Source organism: Streptomyces sp. MA5143a (assembly GCF_900290235.1).
Taxonomy (GTDB): Bacteria; Actinomycetota; Actinomycetes; order Streptomycetales; family Streptomycetaceae; genus Streptomyces.
This window is the reverse complement of the sequence record NZ_OLMK01000043.1, coordinates 63,811-79,391: the sequence shown is the minus strand read 5'-3', so window position 1 is coordinate 79,391 and position 15,581 is coordinate 63,811. Positions and strand designations below refer to the sequence as shown.

General features: G+C 70.2%; 17 protein-coding genes and 2 pseudogenes. 8 read left to right on the top strand and 11 right to left on the bottom strand.

Going from position 1 to position 15,581, the window contains the following annotated elements:
• Positions 1 to 49 precede the first annotated feature (49 nt).
• Positions 50 to 706, bottom strand: coding sequence for an ATP-binding protein (locus SMA5143A_RS20320; RefSeq protein ID WP_107464316.1), 657 nt, complete (start codon positions 704 to 706; stop codon positions 50 to 52).
• Between the two features lie 204 nt (positions 707 to 910).
• On the opposite strand from SMA5143A_RS20320, the gene SMA5143A_RS20315 reads away from it, so the two are divergent.
• Both SMA5143A_RS20315 and SMA5143A_RS20310 read left to right on the top strand, forming a co-directional pair.
• Positions 911 to 1,756: a helix-turn-helix domain-containing protein gene (locus SMA5143A_RS20315; protein WP_107464315.1), complete on the top strand. Its 846-nt coding sequence runs from the start codon at positions 911 to 913 to the stop codon at positions 1,754 to 1,756.
• Positions 1,756 to 1,950 carry a DUF397 domain-containing protein gene (locus tag SMA5143A_RS20310; RefSeq protein ID WP_107464314.1) on the top strand — a complete coding sequence of 65 codons (195 nt, stop codon included), beginning with the start codon at positions 1,756 to 1,758 and terminating at the stop codon, positions 1,948 to 1,950. Before SMA5143A_RS20315 ends, SMA5143A_RS20310 begins: the two co-directional genes overlap by 1 nt.
• 27 nt (positions 1,951 to 1,977) lie before the next feature.
• Here the strand turns inward: SMA5143A_RS20310 and SMA5143A_RS20305 are convergent.
• From SMA5143A_RS20305 to SMA5143A_RS20275, 7 genes and pseudogenes are all read right to left on the bottom strand, one after another.
• Positions 1,978 to 2,199, bottom strand: a pseudogene (locus SMA5143A_RS20305) (hypothetical protein); the annotation flags it as partial.
• An 85-nt stretch (positions 2,200 to 2,284) separates the two neighbouring features.
• Positions 2,285 to 3,073, bottom strand: a complete 789-nt coding sequence (locus SMA5143A_RS20300) for an inositol monophosphatase family protein (RefSeq protein ID WP_258193635.1) — start codon at positions 3,071 to 3,073, stop codon at positions 2,285 to 2,287.
• Positions 3,074 to 3,078: 5 nt separating this feature from the next.
• Positions 3,079 to 3,714, bottom strand: a complete 636-nt coding sequence (locus SMA5143A_RS20295) for a 2'-5' RNA ligase family protein (RefSeq protein WP_107464313.1) — start codon at positions 3,712 to 3,714, stop codon at positions 3,079 to 3,081.
• Positions 3,711 to 4,568: a carbohydrate kinase family protein gene (locus SMA5143A_RS20290; RefSeq protein ID WP_107464312.1), complete on the bottom strand. Its 858-nt coding sequence runs from the start codon at positions 4,566 to 4,568 to the stop codon at positions 3,711 to 3,713. Before SMA5143A_RS20290 ends, SMA5143A_RS20295 begins: the two co-directional genes overlap by 4 nt.
• Positions 4,565 to 5,833 carry a DUF4145 domain-containing protein gene (locus SMA5143A_RS20285; RefSeq protein WP_107464311.1) on the bottom strand — a complete coding sequence of 423 codons (1,269 nt, stop codon included), beginning with the start codon at positions 5,831 to 5,833 and terminating at the stop codon, positions 4,565 to 4,567. Before SMA5143A_RS20285 ends, SMA5143A_RS20290 begins: the two co-directional genes overlap by 4 nt.
• A gap of 167 nt (positions 5,834 to 6,000) precedes the next feature.
• Positions 6,001 to 7,212: a hypothetical protein gene (locus SMA5143A_RS20280; RefSeq protein WP_258193634.1), complete on the bottom strand. Its 1,212-nt coding sequence runs from the start codon at positions 7,210 to 7,212 to the stop codon at positions 6,001 to 6,003.
• 412 nt (positions 7,213 to 7,624) lie between these two features.
• Positions 7,625 to 8,287 (bottom strand): lysophospholipid acyltransferase family protein, encoded by a 663-nt coding sequence (locus tag SMA5143A_RS20275; RefSeq protein ID WP_107464309.1) that lies wholly within the window; start codon positions 8,285 to 8,287, stop codon positions 7,625 to 7,627.
• A gap of 207 nt (positions 8,288 to 8,494) precedes the next feature.
• On the opposite strand from SMA5143A_RS20275, the pseudogene SMA5143A_RS20270 reads away from it, so the two are divergent.
• A pseudogene (locus SMA5143A_RS20270) lies at positions 8,495 to 8,869 on the top strand (VOC family protein); the annotation flags it as partial.
• 24 nt (positions 8,870 to 8,893) lie between these two features.
• On the top strand, positions 8,894 to 9,421 hold the full coding sequence (locus SMA5143A_RS20265) for an ASCH domain-containing protein (protein ID WP_181361950.1): 528 nt from the start codon (positions 8,894 to 8,896) through the stop codon (positions 9,419 to 9,421).
• 3 nt (positions 9,422 to 9,424) lie between these two features.
• Here SMA5143A_RS20265 and SMA5143A_RS20260 read toward each other — a convergent pair whose 3' ends face one another.
• Together SMA5143A_RS20260 and SMA5143A_RS20255 are read right to left on the bottom strand one after the other, a co-directional pair.
• Positions 9,425 to 10,069, bottom strand: coding sequence for a hypothetical protein (locus tag SMA5143A_RS20260; protein ID WP_107464308.1), 645 nt, complete (start codon positions 10,067 to 10,069; stop codon positions 9,425 to 9,427).
• A 301-nt stretch (positions 10,070 to 10,370) separates the two neighbouring features.
• Complete coding sequence (locus SMA5143A_RS20255; RefSeq protein WP_107464307.1) at positions 10,371 to 12,020, bottom strand: hypothetical protein; 1,650 nt, start codon at positions 12,018 to 12,020, stop codon at positions 10,371 to 10,373.
• A gap of 322 nt (positions 12,021 to 12,342) precedes the next feature.
• Here SMA5143A_RS20255 and SMA5143A_RS20250 point away from each other — a divergent pair, with 322 nt between their 5' ends.
• From SMA5143A_RS20250 to SMA5143A_RS43070, 3 genes are all read left to right on the top strand, one after another.
• A complete protein-coding gene (locus SMA5143A_RS20250; protein ID WP_107464306.1) occupies positions 12,343 to 12,849 on the top strand; it encodes a helix-turn-helix domain-containing protein in 507 nt (168 codons plus the stop codon).
• Between the two features lie 206 nt (positions 12,850 to 13,055).
• Positions 13,056 to 13,430, top strand: coding sequence for a peptidase inhibitor family I36 protein (locus SMA5143A_RS20245; protein WP_107464305.1), 375 nt, complete (start codon positions 13,056 to 13,058; stop codon positions 13,428 to 13,430).
• Positions 13,427 to 14,497 (top strand): hypothetical protein, encoded by a 1,071-nt coding sequence (locus SMA5143A_RS43070; protein WP_181361942.1) that lies wholly within the window; start codon positions 13,427 to 13,429, stop codon positions 14,495 to 14,497. The genes SMA5143A_RS20245 and SMA5143A_RS43070 overlap by 4 nt, the downstream gene beginning before the upstream one ends.
• Before the next feature lie 127 nt (positions 14,498 to 14,624).
• On the opposite strand, the gene SMA5143A_RS20235 is transcribed toward SMA5143A_RS43070, so the two are convergent.
• Entirely contained in the window at positions 14,625 to 15,047 is a 423-nt protein-coding gene (locus tag SMA5143A_RS20235; protein WP_107464304.1) for an Hsp20/alpha crystallin family protein, read from the bottom strand.
• Between the two features lie 198 nt (positions 15,048 to 15,245).
• On the opposite strand from SMA5143A_RS20235, the gene SMA5143A_RS20230 reads away from it, so the two are divergent.
• The gene (locus SMA5143A_RS20230) at positions 15,246 to 15,548 is read left to right on the top strand and encodes a hypothetical protein (protein ID WP_099964775.1); all 303 of its coding nucleotides are present in this window, start codon (positions 15,246 to 15,248) and stop codon (positions 15,546 to 15,548) included.
• Positions 15,549 to 15,581: the final 33 nt, after the last annotated feature.

Sequence of the window (15,581 nt, the reverse complement as noted above, 5' to 3'; positions counted from 1 at the left end):
GGCAAACGGTGAGCCTGCTCAGCAGACTTACCGCCGAAGGCGGAGCGTCCTATGCGGACGCCTCCGCCTCGAAGCGGCTCTGGGCCCGATCGAGGATGTCGCCGGCGTCCCGTCCATGGGCTCTCACCCAGTGCAACAGGTCGGCGATCAGAGCGCTCACCGCTTCTTCGGCAACAGCCCCGGTGAGCGCACTGGGCCTGGCTGCCTGCGGAAGCCTCGCCGTCCCGTACAACGCGAGGATCGCCTCAGCTCGGGCAACGGGCACACCACCGGCGTGACCGCTGTCTGAGGTCAGCCCTGTCGCGAGTTCACACCACGTCACTTTGTGATCGGCGTGGGGCTGGACGCCCCAACGGTCAGCGACGGCGCCGATCAGCGCCATCCCTCTGCCGGACTCACCCTCGATGTCGAGGTCCGAGGCCTCGACGAGGGTCGGCATGGATCGAGGGTCGGGATCGTGCACCTCGAGGCGTAGACAGGTGCCGTTCATGGAGACGGCCAGTGTGGTGGGGGTTCCGACTCCTACGTGGTTGATGACGTTGGAGACGAGCTCGCTGACACAGAGCTGGGCAGCGTCGATGACCTCGTGGAGGCCCCACAGACCCAGATGAAGGCGCACGATCCGCCGGAGGGACGCCACCCCCTCCGGCTCGGCCACGAAGGGAAGGTTCCAGGGTTTCCTCGGCACGCCCGCGATGCAGTCCATCGTCCAACTCCTCTGCCCCGCAACTACTGTTGCGATCCGCGCTTGATTGCACACAGAGAGTTGCATTGGAACTCTCAAAATGGAACTCTCATCTAGAGCCGGTAGGAGCACGCTCCTGGCCCGCACGCCCCCGGCGCGCACCACGTTGCGAACGCAGTCGAGGAAGCCCCAGGATCTGACGGTTCGACTTGAAAGGCCCGAAGCATGGCAGTAGGCCCCACCACCCGCAGGCGCCAGTTGGGCGCCGATCTACGCCGTCTCCGAGAGCTCAAGGGGCTCACTCTCGAAGAGGCCGGCGCCCGGGTCGGCGTCTCCAAAGCGACCTTGAGCCGCTACGAGACCAAAGAGGGCTCGGTCAAGTGGCCCACCGTGGATGCGCTGTGCCGCGAGTACGACGCGCCGGAAGAGGAACGGCTGGCCCTTGTCGAACTCGCCAAAGCCGCCAAGATCCAAGGCTGGTGGCGATCGCTCGCCGACCCCATCCCCGACTCCATGAACCTCATGCTCACGTTGGAGGACGAGGTGGTACGGGAGGACCACTACGCCTGCATGTTCATCCCGGGCCTCCTCCAGACCCGCGACTACGCCGAGGCCGTCCACCGGTCTTCCGAAAGACAGTGCCCTGAGCGGGAAGTGCAGCACATGGTCGACATCCGCATGAAGCGGCAGGAACTCCTCCAGCGGAAAGACCCGCCGCACGTCTGGTGCGTCATCGACGAGGCCGCCATCCGACGAACCGTCGGTGGCCCCGAGGTCATGGCCTCTCAACTTCGCCACCTGCTGACCATGGCGGAGCTCCCCCACATCACCATCCAGGTGCTCCCGTTTACAACAGGTGCTCACGCGGCCGCCGTTGGCAGCTTCCTCGTTCTGGCCGGCCAGAAACCCGACCTCGATGTCGTGTACGTAGACCTCATCGGCGGTGGCCTCTTCATGGAGAAGCCCCAGGAACTGGAGCGATATAGGTTGGCGTTCCAGTACCTCAAAGCTCAGGCCCTCGACCTCGAGTCCTCAGCCCAACTGATCCACCGCATGAGCAAGGAGTCGTAATGCCGATACGGTCCGAGCACCAGTGGTTCAAGTCCTCATACAGCGGGGGCAGCGGGACCGAGTGTGTGGAGGCCGCCTTCGTGCGGAACGGGTGCGTCGTACGAGACAGCAAGGACCCTTCCGGCCCGCGGCTGTCCTTCAGCTCCGAGGCCTGGGCCGACTTCGTGGGGGCCGTACGGGATGCCGGGCTCTGAAGGTGCTCCTTCGAGACCACTCTCGCCTCAGCCTGCCTGAAGCTCCTTGACGACCTGCTCGGCCATGCGCCGTGCCGGTTCCTGCCGTGGGTCCTCCAGGTGCGCGTACGGCCTGAGCATCTTCGAGCAGGCGAACAGCGTCATCAGCTTGCCGTCCCGGCTATCGAAGTCGGACCGGCGCTCGTGTCGTACGCGATCTGCGAGAACCGGGATGGCAAGGGAGCTCGCCCACAGGGAGGCGGAGTCCAGTGCGCCGAGCACGCGTGGCACTGCTGCTCGTCTCCCGCGCCGTCCCCCATGCGCGCCGCTGCGCGGCGCGTGGCGCCGCGGCTCGTCAGCGCCCTCCCCACAGATCGGCCAGCGCGAGCGCGGGGTCCCCCGCCACGAGTACCGGTGAGTCGAAGGAGAACGCCCGCCCCTCCGCCCCGAGAACCGCGTATCCCCGTTCGAGGCAGAGGGCCACCCCGGCCGCGACGTCCCAGGGTTTGGGTGCGATGCATACGCAGGCGTCGAGCCAGCCCTCTGCGACGCCGACCAGGTCCAGGGCCATGGAGCCCTGCATGCGGAGTCGGTATGCCTCGTCCTGGACGCGGCTGAGGAACCGTCGGGTGTGCGCGCTGCCCGAGCCGGTGCCCGAGACAGCGACGACTGCGCGCCGCAACTGGCCGTCCGCAGCGCCCTTGGTCACCGAGCCGGGGGCAGTCGGCCCGGTCGACCAGCGTCGGCCCAGGGACGGGGCGTGCACCAGCCCCAGCAGAGGGACACCTTCCTCCACGTAGGCCAGGGAGATCGCGTACATCGGTGCGCCGCGCGTGTAGTTCATCGTGCCGTCGATCGGGTCCAGCAACCAGCAGCACGGCGGCAGCGGGGCATCGGGCACCGTCGCCGACTCCTCGCCGACGACCGGGATCTCCGGTGTACGCGCCTGAAGTACCCGCGTCACCCGTGCCTCCACCTCGACGTCGGCGTCCGTCACCTCCTCGCCGGAGGCTTTGAGCCGCGTCGCGGACCATTCCTCCCCGGCGGACGACAACCACCGGACGGCCTCGTCGACGGCCTCTTCGGCGACCGCGAGCAACTCGTGTAGTGCGGGCAGTCCCCGCCGCCGGTGAGGCTCAGGCACCTTGGTCACCTCGCGTCCAGTGGCCTGTCGAACAACGTCTCGGCATGGGCGCCGTGCTGGCCCATGACGTAGAGGCTGAGCCGGTCGAAGACCCAGTCCTTGGGCAGGGCGACCCGCTGTGACGCGGTGCGGACCAGGTCCAGGGCGACGTCCTCCGAGGCCCGGCCCAACGTCATGTGCGGCGCGTAGGCGTCTCCCGTGTAGCGGTAACCGTATTTCTTGAAACTGGCACGCTCGTCGGCCGTGAAGCGGGAGAGGTCCTTGGTTCCGTCGAAGGCCGCGCGGTCGAGATGAGGTGCCAGCGTGGTGAGTGCGGTCTTCTGCAGGTCTTCGATCAGCGGCGGGCGTTCGAGGGCGAGGAACAGCCAGCCTGTGGGCTGGTACACCACTCCTTCGCTGCACAGGGCGACCTCGCCCCGCAGGCCGGCGCCCGCCGCCGACGTACCGATGCTCTCCAGGGCCTCAGCCGCGTCGAGTGAGTCGGTGAAGGGTCCTTGGAAGACCGTGACATGGGGCAGGTTGCCGTCCGGATGCAGTGGGGGCTCAAGGGCCACGTCACCGCCGACGTCCTTCTGCAGTCGTACGGCCGCACGCAGATGGTCCGCACGCGGAAGCAGTGCAACACCAAGCCATCTCGTCACGGGTGAGCTCCTACTTTCGTGATCACTTGAAGTGCCGCGTCGAGACCTCGTCGCAAACAGGCCGCGACCGGCTCCCCTTTGAGTCGGGCCGCGATGACTCCGGCGTCGAACGCGTCACCGCCCCCCGTCCTGTCGACCGGTTCCACCGGAACGGTTGGTTGGTGGAACAGTTTTCCGTCTGCCGTGGCCCACAGGGCGCCCTCGGCGCCCAAGGTCACTATCACGTCTCCCGAAACGAGCTCGGCGTAGCGCCGTGCGGTGGAGGTGACGTCGGGGCCGTGAGCCAGTGGAAGGCGGGCGGCTTCGTCGGCGTTCATGAAGTTCAGTGATCGTTTCGGCGCCAGCGTGCTCATGTCTCTGCCGTTCCACTCGACGGAGACGCCGCACCCGGCCTGCTGTGCGAGACCGACGACGCGCTGGAGGGCCGGAGTGGGGTCACCGACCACATGGACGTGATCCGAGCCGCGGACGTCCTCTTCCGTGACGGCGCTGAAGGCAAGGTCCCGGTCCGCGCCCTGGAAGGTCAGCATCCTCTTGCTGTCGGGCGACGCGATCACGATCGCCATGCTCGTCCGGGCTCCGGCCTGCACCCGCACCAGCGAGGTGTCGACGCCACGCGCCCGCAACACCTCCAGACACATCGCGCCTGCGGTGTCGTCGCCTACGGCGGACACCAGCCGGACCGAGCATCCCTGATGCACCAGCCCCACAGCGGTGTTCGCCGCGGCACCCCCCGGCAGTGTGGTGCACGCGTTGCCGCGCAGCTTCTCGTGCTCGGCGGGGACCCGGTCCGACTGGGCGATGATGTCGAAGTTCGTTCCTCCGACGACCAGTACACGCCTCACGGCGGTCATGACGGCCGACCCCAGCGATAACTCTCGAACAGCACATGGCGTACCAGCCGTTCGCGGTTGTCGAGCGGGCTCTCCGGTGGGAACGAAGCGTGCGTGACCAGGTCGCGGACCAGGCGCTCGTAGCTCTCGTCGTCCGATCCGATGTCGTGAAAGGACCGCATCAGTTGCCTGTGCAGCTCCACGGGGCGCAGATTCAGCTCTTCCAGCCACGTCCGGTTCGCGACGAGCACATTGGCAGCCGCGGAACGCAAACGCACCTGTGTAGAGGCCGGAAGCATCTCGGAGTTGAGCAGCTCGAAATACGCGTCGTCGTCGTGCGCGTGCATCCGCAGATTCTGCCCGCCCACCGCGAGAACGTCGCGGTTCAGGTGGAACAGTTCGAGGCCGAGGTGATGAGGAACATCGAGAATGCTCACTCCCATGTCAGCCAGGCCCGCCTCGTCCGTCGACAGCGCCGACAGCAGGTTGTCGAACATGTCGCTGTGCTTGGGCACCGCGATCTGAGCACCGGCGGGATGCTCCAGGAACTCCTCGGCCGTCACTCCGCCCCAGCGCCCGTCGCGGGCCGCGAGGAGATAGAAGTTGCGGCCACCCATCGAGTAGCCGACCCGCCCCACTGTCACCACCCGGTCGCTGATCTCCTGGTCCGATTCGAGCAGACGGAGCGACCGCTGCTCGTTGTAGACCGCGACGTCGAGCAGGCGAGTGGACACGTCCCGTACAAGGTTGTCCGACCAAGGGAGTTGGACCGGCAGCACTCGATGGTTGCGCCGGGCCACCGCCTTCTCAAGACCGCAGCCCAACAGCACTGCCTTGATCACGATCAGGGTCGAGTCAGCGAGACGAGTCGTTCCGGTACCGCGTCGGCGATCCGCGAGCCTGTGCCTGGCCGCTTCCTCCGCCAGGGAGCTGCTGGTCTGCCCGTACCACACGGCCAGCTGTGTCAGGGCGTCGAGGCACGGTCGGACGTCTTCGGCGGAGATCTCCTCGGCCGGGGAATCCTGGGCGTGACTGCCGTAGTTGCCGTAGTTCTGGATCGTACGAACGGCCGGAACCACCTTGGGAGGTACCAGCCCCTTGGCCGTGAGCACCGTCAGAAGGGCCTCGAGCGTCGGCTTGGATCCGACGGCCTCGCGAAGGGCAATGTCCAAGAGGATCGACTCCGCTGCTCTCCTCGCAGTGCCGAGGAAGACCTCGGGGTCCGATTCCGCGTACCTCAGAGCTTTTCTGTACAGCCGGAGCGGCTCACCCTCGTTGTCCGTCACCCCGTTGCCCGCATCCTCTTCTCTCCCTGGTCCGCAGGTCGGAAAGTAACAGGCTGCTGAGCGGAGGGTACAGACGGTATCCAGTCGATCTTGTACGCGAACAGCGCTCCCGGGGTACTCGAAGTGTGGAGGCACCTGACGGACCGGCCGTAGCGTCCGTCGTACTGTCAGCGGACGTCGCCGGGGCTTCTGCCCCGCAGCGAGGACACGACCAGGCGGCCGTAGCGGGTGGTGAGAGCCAGGGCTGTGGTCGCCAGGGCGGCGACGAGCGCCACGACTAGGGCGGTGAAGCCCTTCATGTCGAGTACTTGGAGAATGCTCAGCGCAGTGCCCAAGGGAAGACCCAGGATGGTCAGAACGCCCAGAGCTGCCGCGATCTGCTGGCTCTCCTGCGTCTGCACCAGACGGGCGTACTCGGCCGCCTCCGCGAGGATCTCGCCGAATCGGGCCGACAGACGGTACTGCGCCTGAAACGACAGCAACAGGTCGTTGGCCGGGCCGTGAGCCGTGAGGTGCTGACGCCAGTACGTACTGCGGAAGCCCGCGATGTGCCGTTCCAGAGCGGAGACCCGGTGAGCGAGTTTCGGGCCGTCGAAGATGCCGGACAGACTGTCCGTCAGCTCGTCGATGTGGTCACGCTGGATGGTGCCGAGCAGCAGGGCGTCGAGGTACACCGTACGGCAGTGCAGTTCCGCGAAGGCATAGAAGTCGCCGTCCCCGGAATCGGCGCGATGGCCGAGGAAGGCGGCTCCGTGGCGCAGTACCAGGGCGCTCCAGTCGGCGGAGAGTCGAAGCGTCTGAGCCGTCCGGTCCGGCCATGCCTCCAGCGGTACCGGGAAATCGGTCTCTGTGGAGCGGGATGCGAGGGACCACAGCCACCGGTCGGCGGTCTCGGGGAGGCGGTCGGCACTGCGAAGCGCGGGCGTATGGTGCGCGTCCGGGGTGAGGAAGGCGACCGTGTAGGGGTGGGCGAGGGCGAACGGCGCCGTGACGACGCGCGTCTCCGCAACGCCGTCGAGTAGCACTGCCGGGGACAGCGGGCCTTCGAGAGGGTTCGGGTCTGCGGGCCGACGGTTGGTGATGGCGCGCAGCGCCTCCAGGAGTGCGGGCCCCTCGACGTCGAAGTGCAGCACGGCGAGTGCCTGGTGCGGGTGTCGCGCGGTGGCGGTGAGCAGTAGCTCGATCCCACGCAGCCACAGCGCCTCGTGCCGTATGTCCATGAACCGGTGCCAGCGGCACGGCCGTTCGGTGGTGCCGTAGAGGGCGCGGGCGGCAGCCGCGTTGAAGTACGTCTGCCGTGTGGAGACATCGGTACGACGGCTGCCCAGATCGAAGGGGATCGGCCCGGTCGGCCACGTGGGTGGGACAGTGAGTCGCACGGGCAGGATGACTGCGAGGCTCTGACGGACGCCGGTGACGGAACTGAGATCCGTGGTCAACGGGGGACGCCTCCGATACGGACCGGTCTGCTCTCTGCGGACGCGCTTCAGGATACGAATCTCGCGTGCCCCGGGGCGAAGCAATTGCGGTCCGACGGAGTCGAAGCACCCATGACGAGCACGTGGGCGAGCGGCAGGGTGGCCTCCGGAAGGCAGGGGGGGCACTTGCCGGAGAAGTGGCTGACGCCCGGACGGCAGTTCCCCCTCAGGTCAAGGGCACGGGGTGCTTCGGGTCGATGGCGACCGTGCTCCGCCGGGCGGGCGGGCGTGGCCGGGCGTCCCTATCGGTCCGAAGTTGAACGCGGGCCTCATTCCCGCGTCGGCTCCACCACGGATACGCCCCCGAAACGCCCTACGCCGCAAGCGCCGCCGCCTCCCCCAACCGCCCCGCCGCCGTCCGCCAAGCCGCCGTCACCGCGCCGTGCGCCTGCTTCGTGCTCACCGCGGGGTCGGCGGTCAGGTTCAGCGGGGCACCCACGTGGACGTGGAGGTCGGGGCGGCGGAGGGGGGCCGTCGCCAGGCCCGCCAGTTGTTTGGCCGGGTTGCCCGAGGTGACGCGGCGGGCTCCTGCCTGGCCTACCGGGATGACCGGGGCGCCGGTGCGTTGGGCCAGGCGGGAGAGGCCCGTGCGGAAGGGGGCCGGGGGCGCTTCGGACGCGTCCTTGCGGGTGGGGATGCCGCCCTCGGCGTAGATGAGGATCAGGCGGCCCTCCCGCAGCGCGGCTGCGGCATGGTCCAGGGCCCGCGCGGCGCGGGGGTCGTTGCGGTGGACCGGTATGTGCCCCTCGCGGGTGAGGGCGCGGCCCAGCAGCGGGATGCGCCACAGGCCCGCCGCCGCCATCACCACCGGGTGGACGTCCAGGCGGTGCAGCGCGGCCAGGACTATGGCCGGGTCCGCGAGCGACGTGTGGTTCGCGGCGATGATGCTGCCCGGTGCCAGCACGGCGTCCGCGTCGGCGGTCACCGTGAGGCGTCCAACGGTCGGTACCAGGACGTCGGCGAGGCGGCTGAGCATGCGGGTCTCCCGGACTTGCACTTCGATGAGTGAGATGAGTGAGATGAGTGATGTGAAGGGTGATCCCCATCGTCGGTGCGGTCCGCCTCCGCGGGCCTGAGTGCTCCTACTCAGTTGTCGGGCGTGCGGTACCCATCCGGTCGACTGCGGGACGGCCCACCTGAATTCGGTGGCGGGGCGCGTCTCCGCTCCGCCAGGCTCACCCGCATGACCTCGGTACTGGAGAACGTGGCGATCGACTGTGCGGACGCCTACGGGTTGGCTCGGTTCTGGAGCGCGGTGACCGGTAGCCCCGTGCATCCCGACGCACGGCCCGGCGACCACGAGACTCAAGTGATGCTGTCCGACGGGCCGGTCCTCTACTTCAACCAGGTGCCGGAGCCCAAGACCGTCAAGAACCGGCTCCATCTGTGCCTGCGGCCCACGACCTCGCGGGAAGCGGAGGTCGAGCGGCTGTTGGGGCTCGGCGCCACGTTCGTCGCCGATCGACGGCAGCCGGACGGGGCCGGCTGGGCCGTCCTCGCCGATCCCGAAGGCAATGAGTTCTGTGTCCTTCGTAGTGCGGCCGAGCGCGCCGCGATGAGCGGGGCCGGTTCGGGGACTGCAATGGGTTCCGTGGAGGAAGAGGAAGGGGCGTCGGTCACGGGAGAGGCGTCGGTCGCTCGTCCGGGACACGAGGCGCTCGCGGAGTTCGGTTCGTTGCCCACCGCCGAGTTCGCCTTTCCCGGTCCGTTGCGGGATCGGCTCGTCGCCGCCATTCTCGACGGGGCCAAGACCTCCACCACCGGGCTCGTCGTCGACTACGAGCACGAGGGGGAGGCTCTGCCGGCCGTCGGGGACCGTTCCGTCGTCGTGGACTCCGACGAGCGGCCCGTCGCCGTCATCGAGGTGACCGGTGTGCGTGTCGCCCCGCTGGCGGACGTGGACCTCGCCCATGTGGTGGACGAAGGGGAGGGGCACACCAGTGTGGCCGAGTGGCGGGAGGGGCACGAGCGGTTCTGGCACAGCGAGGAGATGCGTGCCGCGTTGGGGGATCCCGGCTTCACCGTGGACGACACGACGTCGGCCGTCCTGGAACGGTTCCGGCTCGTCGCCGACCTTCGTCCCGACCGCCTTCGTGCCGACCGTCTTTGACCCCTACCAGTCCCTCAGGTCCACCCGACGCCAACAGTGCGGGTCCCCCTTGTCCTTCCGCCGGCGTTCCTTCTCACGGAGCACGGAAGGGAGCACCGCCTCGATCGCCGTCAGGGGGCCGGAGAGGCGTACGTCCGCTGCCACGATGCCCGGCGCCGAGGGCGGGGCCAGGTAGAGGCGGACCGTGCCGGGGGTTGTGGGGAGAAAGCCGACCAGGGGCAGGGAGGGGAGGTCGTCCGTCGCGGGGCAGGTCAGGGCCGTGAGGAGCGAGAGCCGGCGGTGGGCGGCGGGTTCCTTCGCCGTCGGGTCTTCCGACGGGTCCAGGTGGATCACCGTCATGCCCATCGTCTCCTCGACGCGGCTCGACGAGTAGAGGCGGGTGCCTCGGTGGGCGGCCCGGAGGAGCGCGAGCAGGTGGTGCGGGGTGATGGACTCCCCGGCCCGCGTCAGCGGGATCTCGTAGAGGCGGAAGTCGGGGGGCGCGGCCTTGCGGCGGCCCGTCGCGAAGCGGAGCGCGGGGCGGCCTTCGGGGGCGGGGAGGATTCCTCGTACGTAGTGCTGGGGACCGAGGGGGAGGTGAAGGTGGTGAAGGAGGGTGCGGACCGTGGAGGCCTGGTCCTCCACCGTCTCGGGGGTGGGTCGGGTCACCGTTTCGTCCGGCTGGCGTGCTGGCGCATGGCCTCACAGTAGGCCGAAAGGCCCATCGGTTCGCCCGCTTTGGGGCGGTCCCTCCGGGCCGGGTCGGTCTTAGGGGGGAGGCGGGCCGGGCCCGTGGGCCGCGAGAGTCGGTGTGCGCGTGGACGAGCCCCACTCCACCGCCGGCCCGAAGTCGGCAGCGCGCGGGGGCTCTTGGCCGGCGCCCGTCCGAATGTCCCCCACCATCCGGTCGGCGCACGGGGGCGGCATCGCCTCGGCCGAGAGCCCCCTTCTCAGACGGTGGGGCGACGGGTCACGCCGTCGCCGCCTCGCCCTTCGTCAGCAGCCACTCCTTCTGGAGGGCTCCCAGCGGGATCTTCTTCTGGAAGATCGGGGTGCCGAATATGGAGAGCTGGATGTTCAGCGTGCCGGTGAGGTCCACACCGCCGTAGAGGGCCCAGGCACCCTTCGCCGAGCCGGTGCCGTTCGCGGAGCCCTCGGCCGTGGCGTCTGCCTCGGCGCGCAGGTACGGGGCGAGGTCGGCGGTGACGCCCACCGTGCCGTAGAGGCCGATGGTGGCCTCGGCGCCCAGGGCGGCCTTGACCTTGCCGGTGGCGGTGACGGTCGCCTTCAGGGGCTCGCCGGTCATGTCGGACTCGCTCACACCCGTCCAGCCCTTGGCCCAGGTGAAGTTGCCGCCGACGCGGAAGTCGCCCTTCAGGTCCTGTTCGACGTCGACGGTGACGCGGCCGTCGGCGTCCACCTGGAAGTAGCAGACGAGGTCCAGGTTGACGACGATCGGGACCGGGCCGACCTGAATGACGGGGTCGGCGTGGAGTTCGGCGAACGGGACGCGGACCGGCTTGCCGTCGGTCGTGCCGGCCGCGCGGCCCTTGAGCGACCACTTCGACGCCCAGTCACCGGTCAGTCCCAGGAACGCTCCGCCGGGCGCGGCCCCCGTACCGGCTCCGGAGCCGTCGTACGAGAAGGCGACCTCGGGGGCGAGCTGGACGAAGCCGTGGACGGACGCGGCGGCCGAGGCGGGGGCGCCGGGCGCGGTCTCCACGGCGGCACCCACGTCGATCCGGAGGCTGCCGAGCGGGAGTTTCGCGCCCTGCGGGCCGAAGGTGAGGTCACCGGTCTTCGCCCAGGAGACCTTCACTCCCTGGACGAGCGGGTCGACGTCCATGGTGGAGGGGTCGACGGGGACCGTGCCGTCCGCCTTGCTCTCACCGAGGACGGAGTTGAGTTCGGCCGGCTCGGTCTGGACGGTCGTACCGCTGCCGTCCTGCGTCGTGCCGACGATGTCCGTCACCTTGGCGAGCAGGCCGTCGGGGGCGCCGGGGGCGGGGGCGCTGGCGATGACATCGCCGACGGCGACGGGGCGCGAGCCGGCCGCCGGGGTGGACGCGGGGGCCGAACCCGGCGCGGAGCCCCGCTCCGCCCCGGAGCCCTCATCCGCAGACCCCGAGTCACTCCGGGACCCCGAGCCACTCCCGGACCCCGAGTCCCGCTCCGCATCCGGGCCCTGCTCCGCCGCCGCGCCCGACTCGGCGTCCGACTCCTCGCCCGACTCGGCGTCAGATCCCGCCCCCGGCCCCGTGGCGGCCGGCTTCGACGCCGACGGGTCCGGCGTCGGCTCCGTGTCCCGCGCGGGCGGTGCCGCGATGACCGCGCGGCCGGTCTTCCTGTCGTACGACGCGACCTTGAGCGTGGACTTCTTCGCCTTGCCCTGGTCGACGGCGTTCCCGTCGGCCACGGCCGCGGGGGTGGCCTCGTCGGTCGGGGCGGAGACGACGGCGAGTTGCTCCTCCGCCGCCGCGGCCTTGGGGGTCTCGGCCGCCGCCGCGCGCGCCTTGTCGGCGGTGGAGGACGAGTCGTGGGAGCAGCCGGTGGCCACCAGGGTGGCGACGGTGATCGCCGAGAGGGCCGAGAGCAGGGCATGTCGTCTGAGCTTGTGCACGCGTGATCCTCGGGATCGGTGTGGTGGGGGGTTTCGCTTACACGGGGGGGCGGCATGACGGCAGGGCCGCGCGCACGACACGGCGGCGGCAGATGACCGACGGTTACCGTCCAGTAGCTAAGCATGAGCATGCCAGCACTGACCGACGCCGCGATCCACTTCCGGCGGCTCCATACCGTGACGTGAGTCACACTCGCCGTACAGGGTGGCCCGCACCCTGCCGGATGCCTCGAAATCGGCCGTGAAACGTCTGTCCTCCGCTCCTCACCGCCCTGTTTCCTGAACGGTGAGCCCACACGACCAAGGGGACGCAGGGGGACGCATGAGCGAGCTGATAGCCGGGGAGATGCGCAGGCTGAAGAAACAGTCGGGACTGAGCTTCGCCAAGCTGGCGGCTCGGACGCACTACAGCCGGTCGTCCTGGGAGCGGTTCCTCAACGGCAAGAAGCCGGTACCCAGGGACGCCGTCGAGCAGTTCGCCTCCGTGATGGGGGACGGGGCGGGGGCCCTGCTGTTGTTGGAGGGATCCGAGGAGTCCGTCGCCGCCGAGGCGAGACCGGCCGGGGCGCAGGCCGACGCGCGGTGGGAGCGGTGGCCGTCCTCCCGCCGGCTGTCACCGGCGGAGTGGTTCGCCGCGGGGATGGCCGTGGGGGCGTTGGCCGTGGCGGCGGCCGGGTGGTGGGCGGAGCGTACGGGCGGGGCCCGCGGGTCGTTCGGGCGTTGCCCATGTGCCGCCGACGCGGCGGGCGTTCCCCCCGTCGTGTCCCACGGTGTCCCGCGTGCCGTCCCCGGCGTCCCGAACTGGTGGGACGGCGCGTACGACGGGTGAGGCGGGCGGGGTCGCCGTGTCCCACGACGTCCTGTCCCCTTCCTCTCCCCTGACGGGACGCCTGGTCCCTGCGTGAGGCTGCTGCCGCATGAGCGCCACGGGCCCGGTGGTCACCGGGCGGTGCTGGCGTGGAGCCGCCGCGACGAGTTCGGCGCGGCGGCGCGCAACGAGTCGCAGCAGTGCTTCGCAGAGTGGAGGAACTCGGAATGCATCGGATGCTCGTCCGGGGCGGCATCGCCCTCGGTGGTCTGGCGATGGCCGCCGTCGGCACGCTGGCCACGGCCGGCCCCGCGAACGCGGCGTGGTCGGACTGTCCCGCCGGGGCGCTGTGCGCCTACCTCGGCACCAACGGCGCGGGGGATCCCGGCACCGTGTACGGGGACAACAACAACCTGCTCCAGTACAACAAGTTCAACAACGCCGAGTCGCTCTACAACCACGGCAACAACTGCAACGTCCGCATCTTCTCCGGCCTCAACAAGACGGGCTCCAGCTACGTCCTCGACCGCGGCTGGACGAACCCGACCCTCGCCAACACCGTCTGGTGGCACAACGTCGCCTCCAACGACTGGTGCGTGTGAACCACGACGCCGACGCGCCCCGCGAGCGCCGCGGACTCCGCGGACTCCGCGGCACGAGCACCGTACGGGCCACGGGATTCGCGCACGCCCCTGTGTTCGCTGCGGTGTGCGCGGCGGTGTGCGCGGCGCTGACCGTGGCCGGCTGCTCCCTCCCGGGGGCGGCCGGCCATGCGCCGGCGCGTGCGCCGGAGCCGCCCGATGTGCGGCCGCTGGCGGGAGCCGCGTCCTTCCCTCACAGCGAGGCCGTACGCCTGCACGACCTCCAGGAGAAGGCGATCGTGCGGTGCATGGCGGAGCGCGGCCTGCGGTACTCGTCGCGGCCCCGGACGGCGTCCTCCCGCGGCGAGGAGACCAACCCGTACGGGCTGCTGGGCGCCCGGCGGGCGAGCACCGACGGGTACGGCATCGTCGGGGAGTTCCTGCATCTGCGGTCCTCGCCGCCACCGCGGGACGACGAGCCGCGTGACCCCGCCTGGCAACGGGCCCTTCTCGGGACCGCCGAGCACAAGGTGGCGGTGGCGCTCCCGGACGGCTCCCGGCTGGAGTACTCGACGGACGGCTGCGTCAACGCGGCCCGCGTCGAGGTCTACGGCGCCGACTGGAACCGGACGGAGCCGGTGGTCGCCGCGCTGTCGGCACGCGTACTGACCGCTGTGGAGAAGGATCCCGGCTACCGTGCGGCCATGCGGCGTTGGTCCTCCTGCATGGCTGAGGCCGGGTATCGCGTGGCCGGTCTCCAGGCGGTTCGCAAGCGCTTGAACGACCGGCTGCCGAAGGTCTCCGGCGACCCCTCCGCCCTGAGGGCGCTCGCCCGCGAGGAGATCCGTACGGCGGAGGCGGACGCGCGGTGCCAGGCGGAGACGAAGCTCGCGAAGACCGTCGGCGACGTGCAGCGCACGGTGGAGGAACGGGTCCTGGGGGCCGACGACCGCGAGGTGATCGAGCGCCATCTCGCGGCGAAGCGCGCGGCGCTGGGGAAGGCGGGCGCCGGTACGGCCGACGGAAAGGCGGGCACCGGTACGGCCGACGGGAAGGCGGCCATCGGCGTGTCCCGCGGGCGATCATGAGCCGGCGAGCCGGACGGCGGCCCGTAGGGGACGACGCCGGCTCGCCGATGGGAAGCCTGGGGCACCGGACGATCACGCCGCCGTCCGACGGCGCGAACCGGTGCCCCCTCGCGGTCGTCCGGGCCGGTCAGCGGTCGATCTGGCGCCGTTCGCTGCCGCCGCTGATCTGGATCTTGCGCGGCTTGGCCTTCTCGGCGACCGGGATGCGCAGCGTGAGGACGCCCGCCTCGTAGGAGGCGTCGACGCGCTCGGCGTCCAGGGTGTCGCCGAGGAAGAGCTGACGGGTGAACGTACCCGTCGGGCGCTCGGCGGCGACCAGTTCGGTCCCCTCGGGGGCCGGGGAGCGGCGCTCGGCGCGGACGTTCAGGACGTTGCGCTCGATGTCCAGGTCGATGGTCTCCGGGTCCACGCCCGGCAGGTCGAAGTGGACGATGAAGTCGTCGCCGGCCCGGTAGGCGTCCAGCGGCATGACGGCCGGCCGGTTCTCGGTGCCGAACACCTGCTGCGCGAGCCGGTCGAACTCACGGAACGGGTCGGTACGCATGAGCATCACGGGTCACTCCTCTCATCAGGCACTGGATGCGATGCCCGGTGATTTCCTACGCCTTCTTATATAACTCCGAGGAGGAAAGTTGACAAGCCCCGACTCAGCTTCGGCGAGTGGGGTGCTAGAAGGGTTAGCCTCGGGGCGACAGCGCGCGACAAGCGACAGCACACGGTCGGCGCTGCGACGACCAGGAGGCGGACGATGGCGAAGGTTCCTGCGGCGGCGGTGGCCGCGAGCGGGCTCATCGGCGGGTACGGGGTGGCCCGCTGGACGAAGAAGCGGCAGCTGGGCGGGGCCGTGCTGGCCGTCGCGGGCGCCGCCGCGGCCCAGCAGTGGCAGCGCGCGGCCGGAGGCAGGGCCGCGGGCGCCCTGACCGCCGGGTACGTCGCCGCGTTCGCCGGGTCGCATCCCCTGGCGAAGAAGGTGGGCGCCTGGCCGGCGGTGTTCGGCGTGGCGGGAGCGGTGGCCCTGGCGTCCTGGGTGGTGGCCGACCGCCGGGCGTGACGCGGAGCGTCCGGGCCCCTGACGCGCCCACCC

What these genes read in the sequence shown, in the direction of transcription:
- SMA5143A_RS20320 (WP_107464316.1), bottom strand. Translation starts at nt 706, where the DNA reads ATGGACTGCATCGCGGGCGTGCCGAGGAAACCCTGGAACCTTCCCTTC.
- SMA5143A_RS20315 (WP_107464315.1), top strand. Translation starts at nt 911, where the DNA reads ATGGCAGTAGGCCCCACCACCCGCAGGCGCCAGTTGGGCGCCGATCTA.
- SMA5143A_RS20310 (WP_107464314.1), top strand. Translation starts at nt 1,756, where the DNA reads ATGCCGATACGGTCCGAGCACCAGTGGTTCAAGTCCTCATACAGCGGG.
- SMA5143A_RS20290 (WP_107464312.1), bottom strand. Translation starts at nt 4,568, where the DNA reads ATGACCGCCGTGAGGCGTGTACTGGTCGTCGGAGGAACGAACTTCGAC.
- SMA5143A_RS20275 (WP_107464309.1), bottom strand. Translation starts at nt 8,287, where the DNA reads ATGCTCAGCCGCCTCGCCGACGTCCTGGTACCGACCGTTGGACGCCTC.
- SMA5143A_RS20265 (WP_181361950.1), top strand. Translation starts at nt 8,894, where the DNA reads ATGGGTTCCGTGGAGGAAGAGGAAGGGGCGTCGGTCACGGGAGAGGCG.
- SMA5143A_RS20250 (WP_107464306.1), top strand. Translation starts at nt 12,343, where the DNA reads ATGAGCGAGCTGATAGCCGGGGAGATGCGCAGGCTGAAGAAACAGTCG.
- SMA5143A_RS20245 (WP_107464305.1), top strand. Translation starts at nt 13,056, where the DNA reads ATGCATCGGATGCTCGTCCGGGGCGGCATCGCCCTCGGTGGTCTGGCG.
- SMA5143A_RS20235 (WP_107464304.1), bottom strand. Translation starts at nt 15,047, where the DNA reads ATGCTCATGCGTACCGACCCGTTCCGTGAGTTCGACCGGCTCGCGCAG.
- SMA5143A_RS20230 (WP_099964775.1), top strand. Translation starts at nt 15,246, where the DNA reads ATGGCGAAGGTTCCTGCGGCGGCGGTGGCCGCGAGCGGGCTCATCGGC.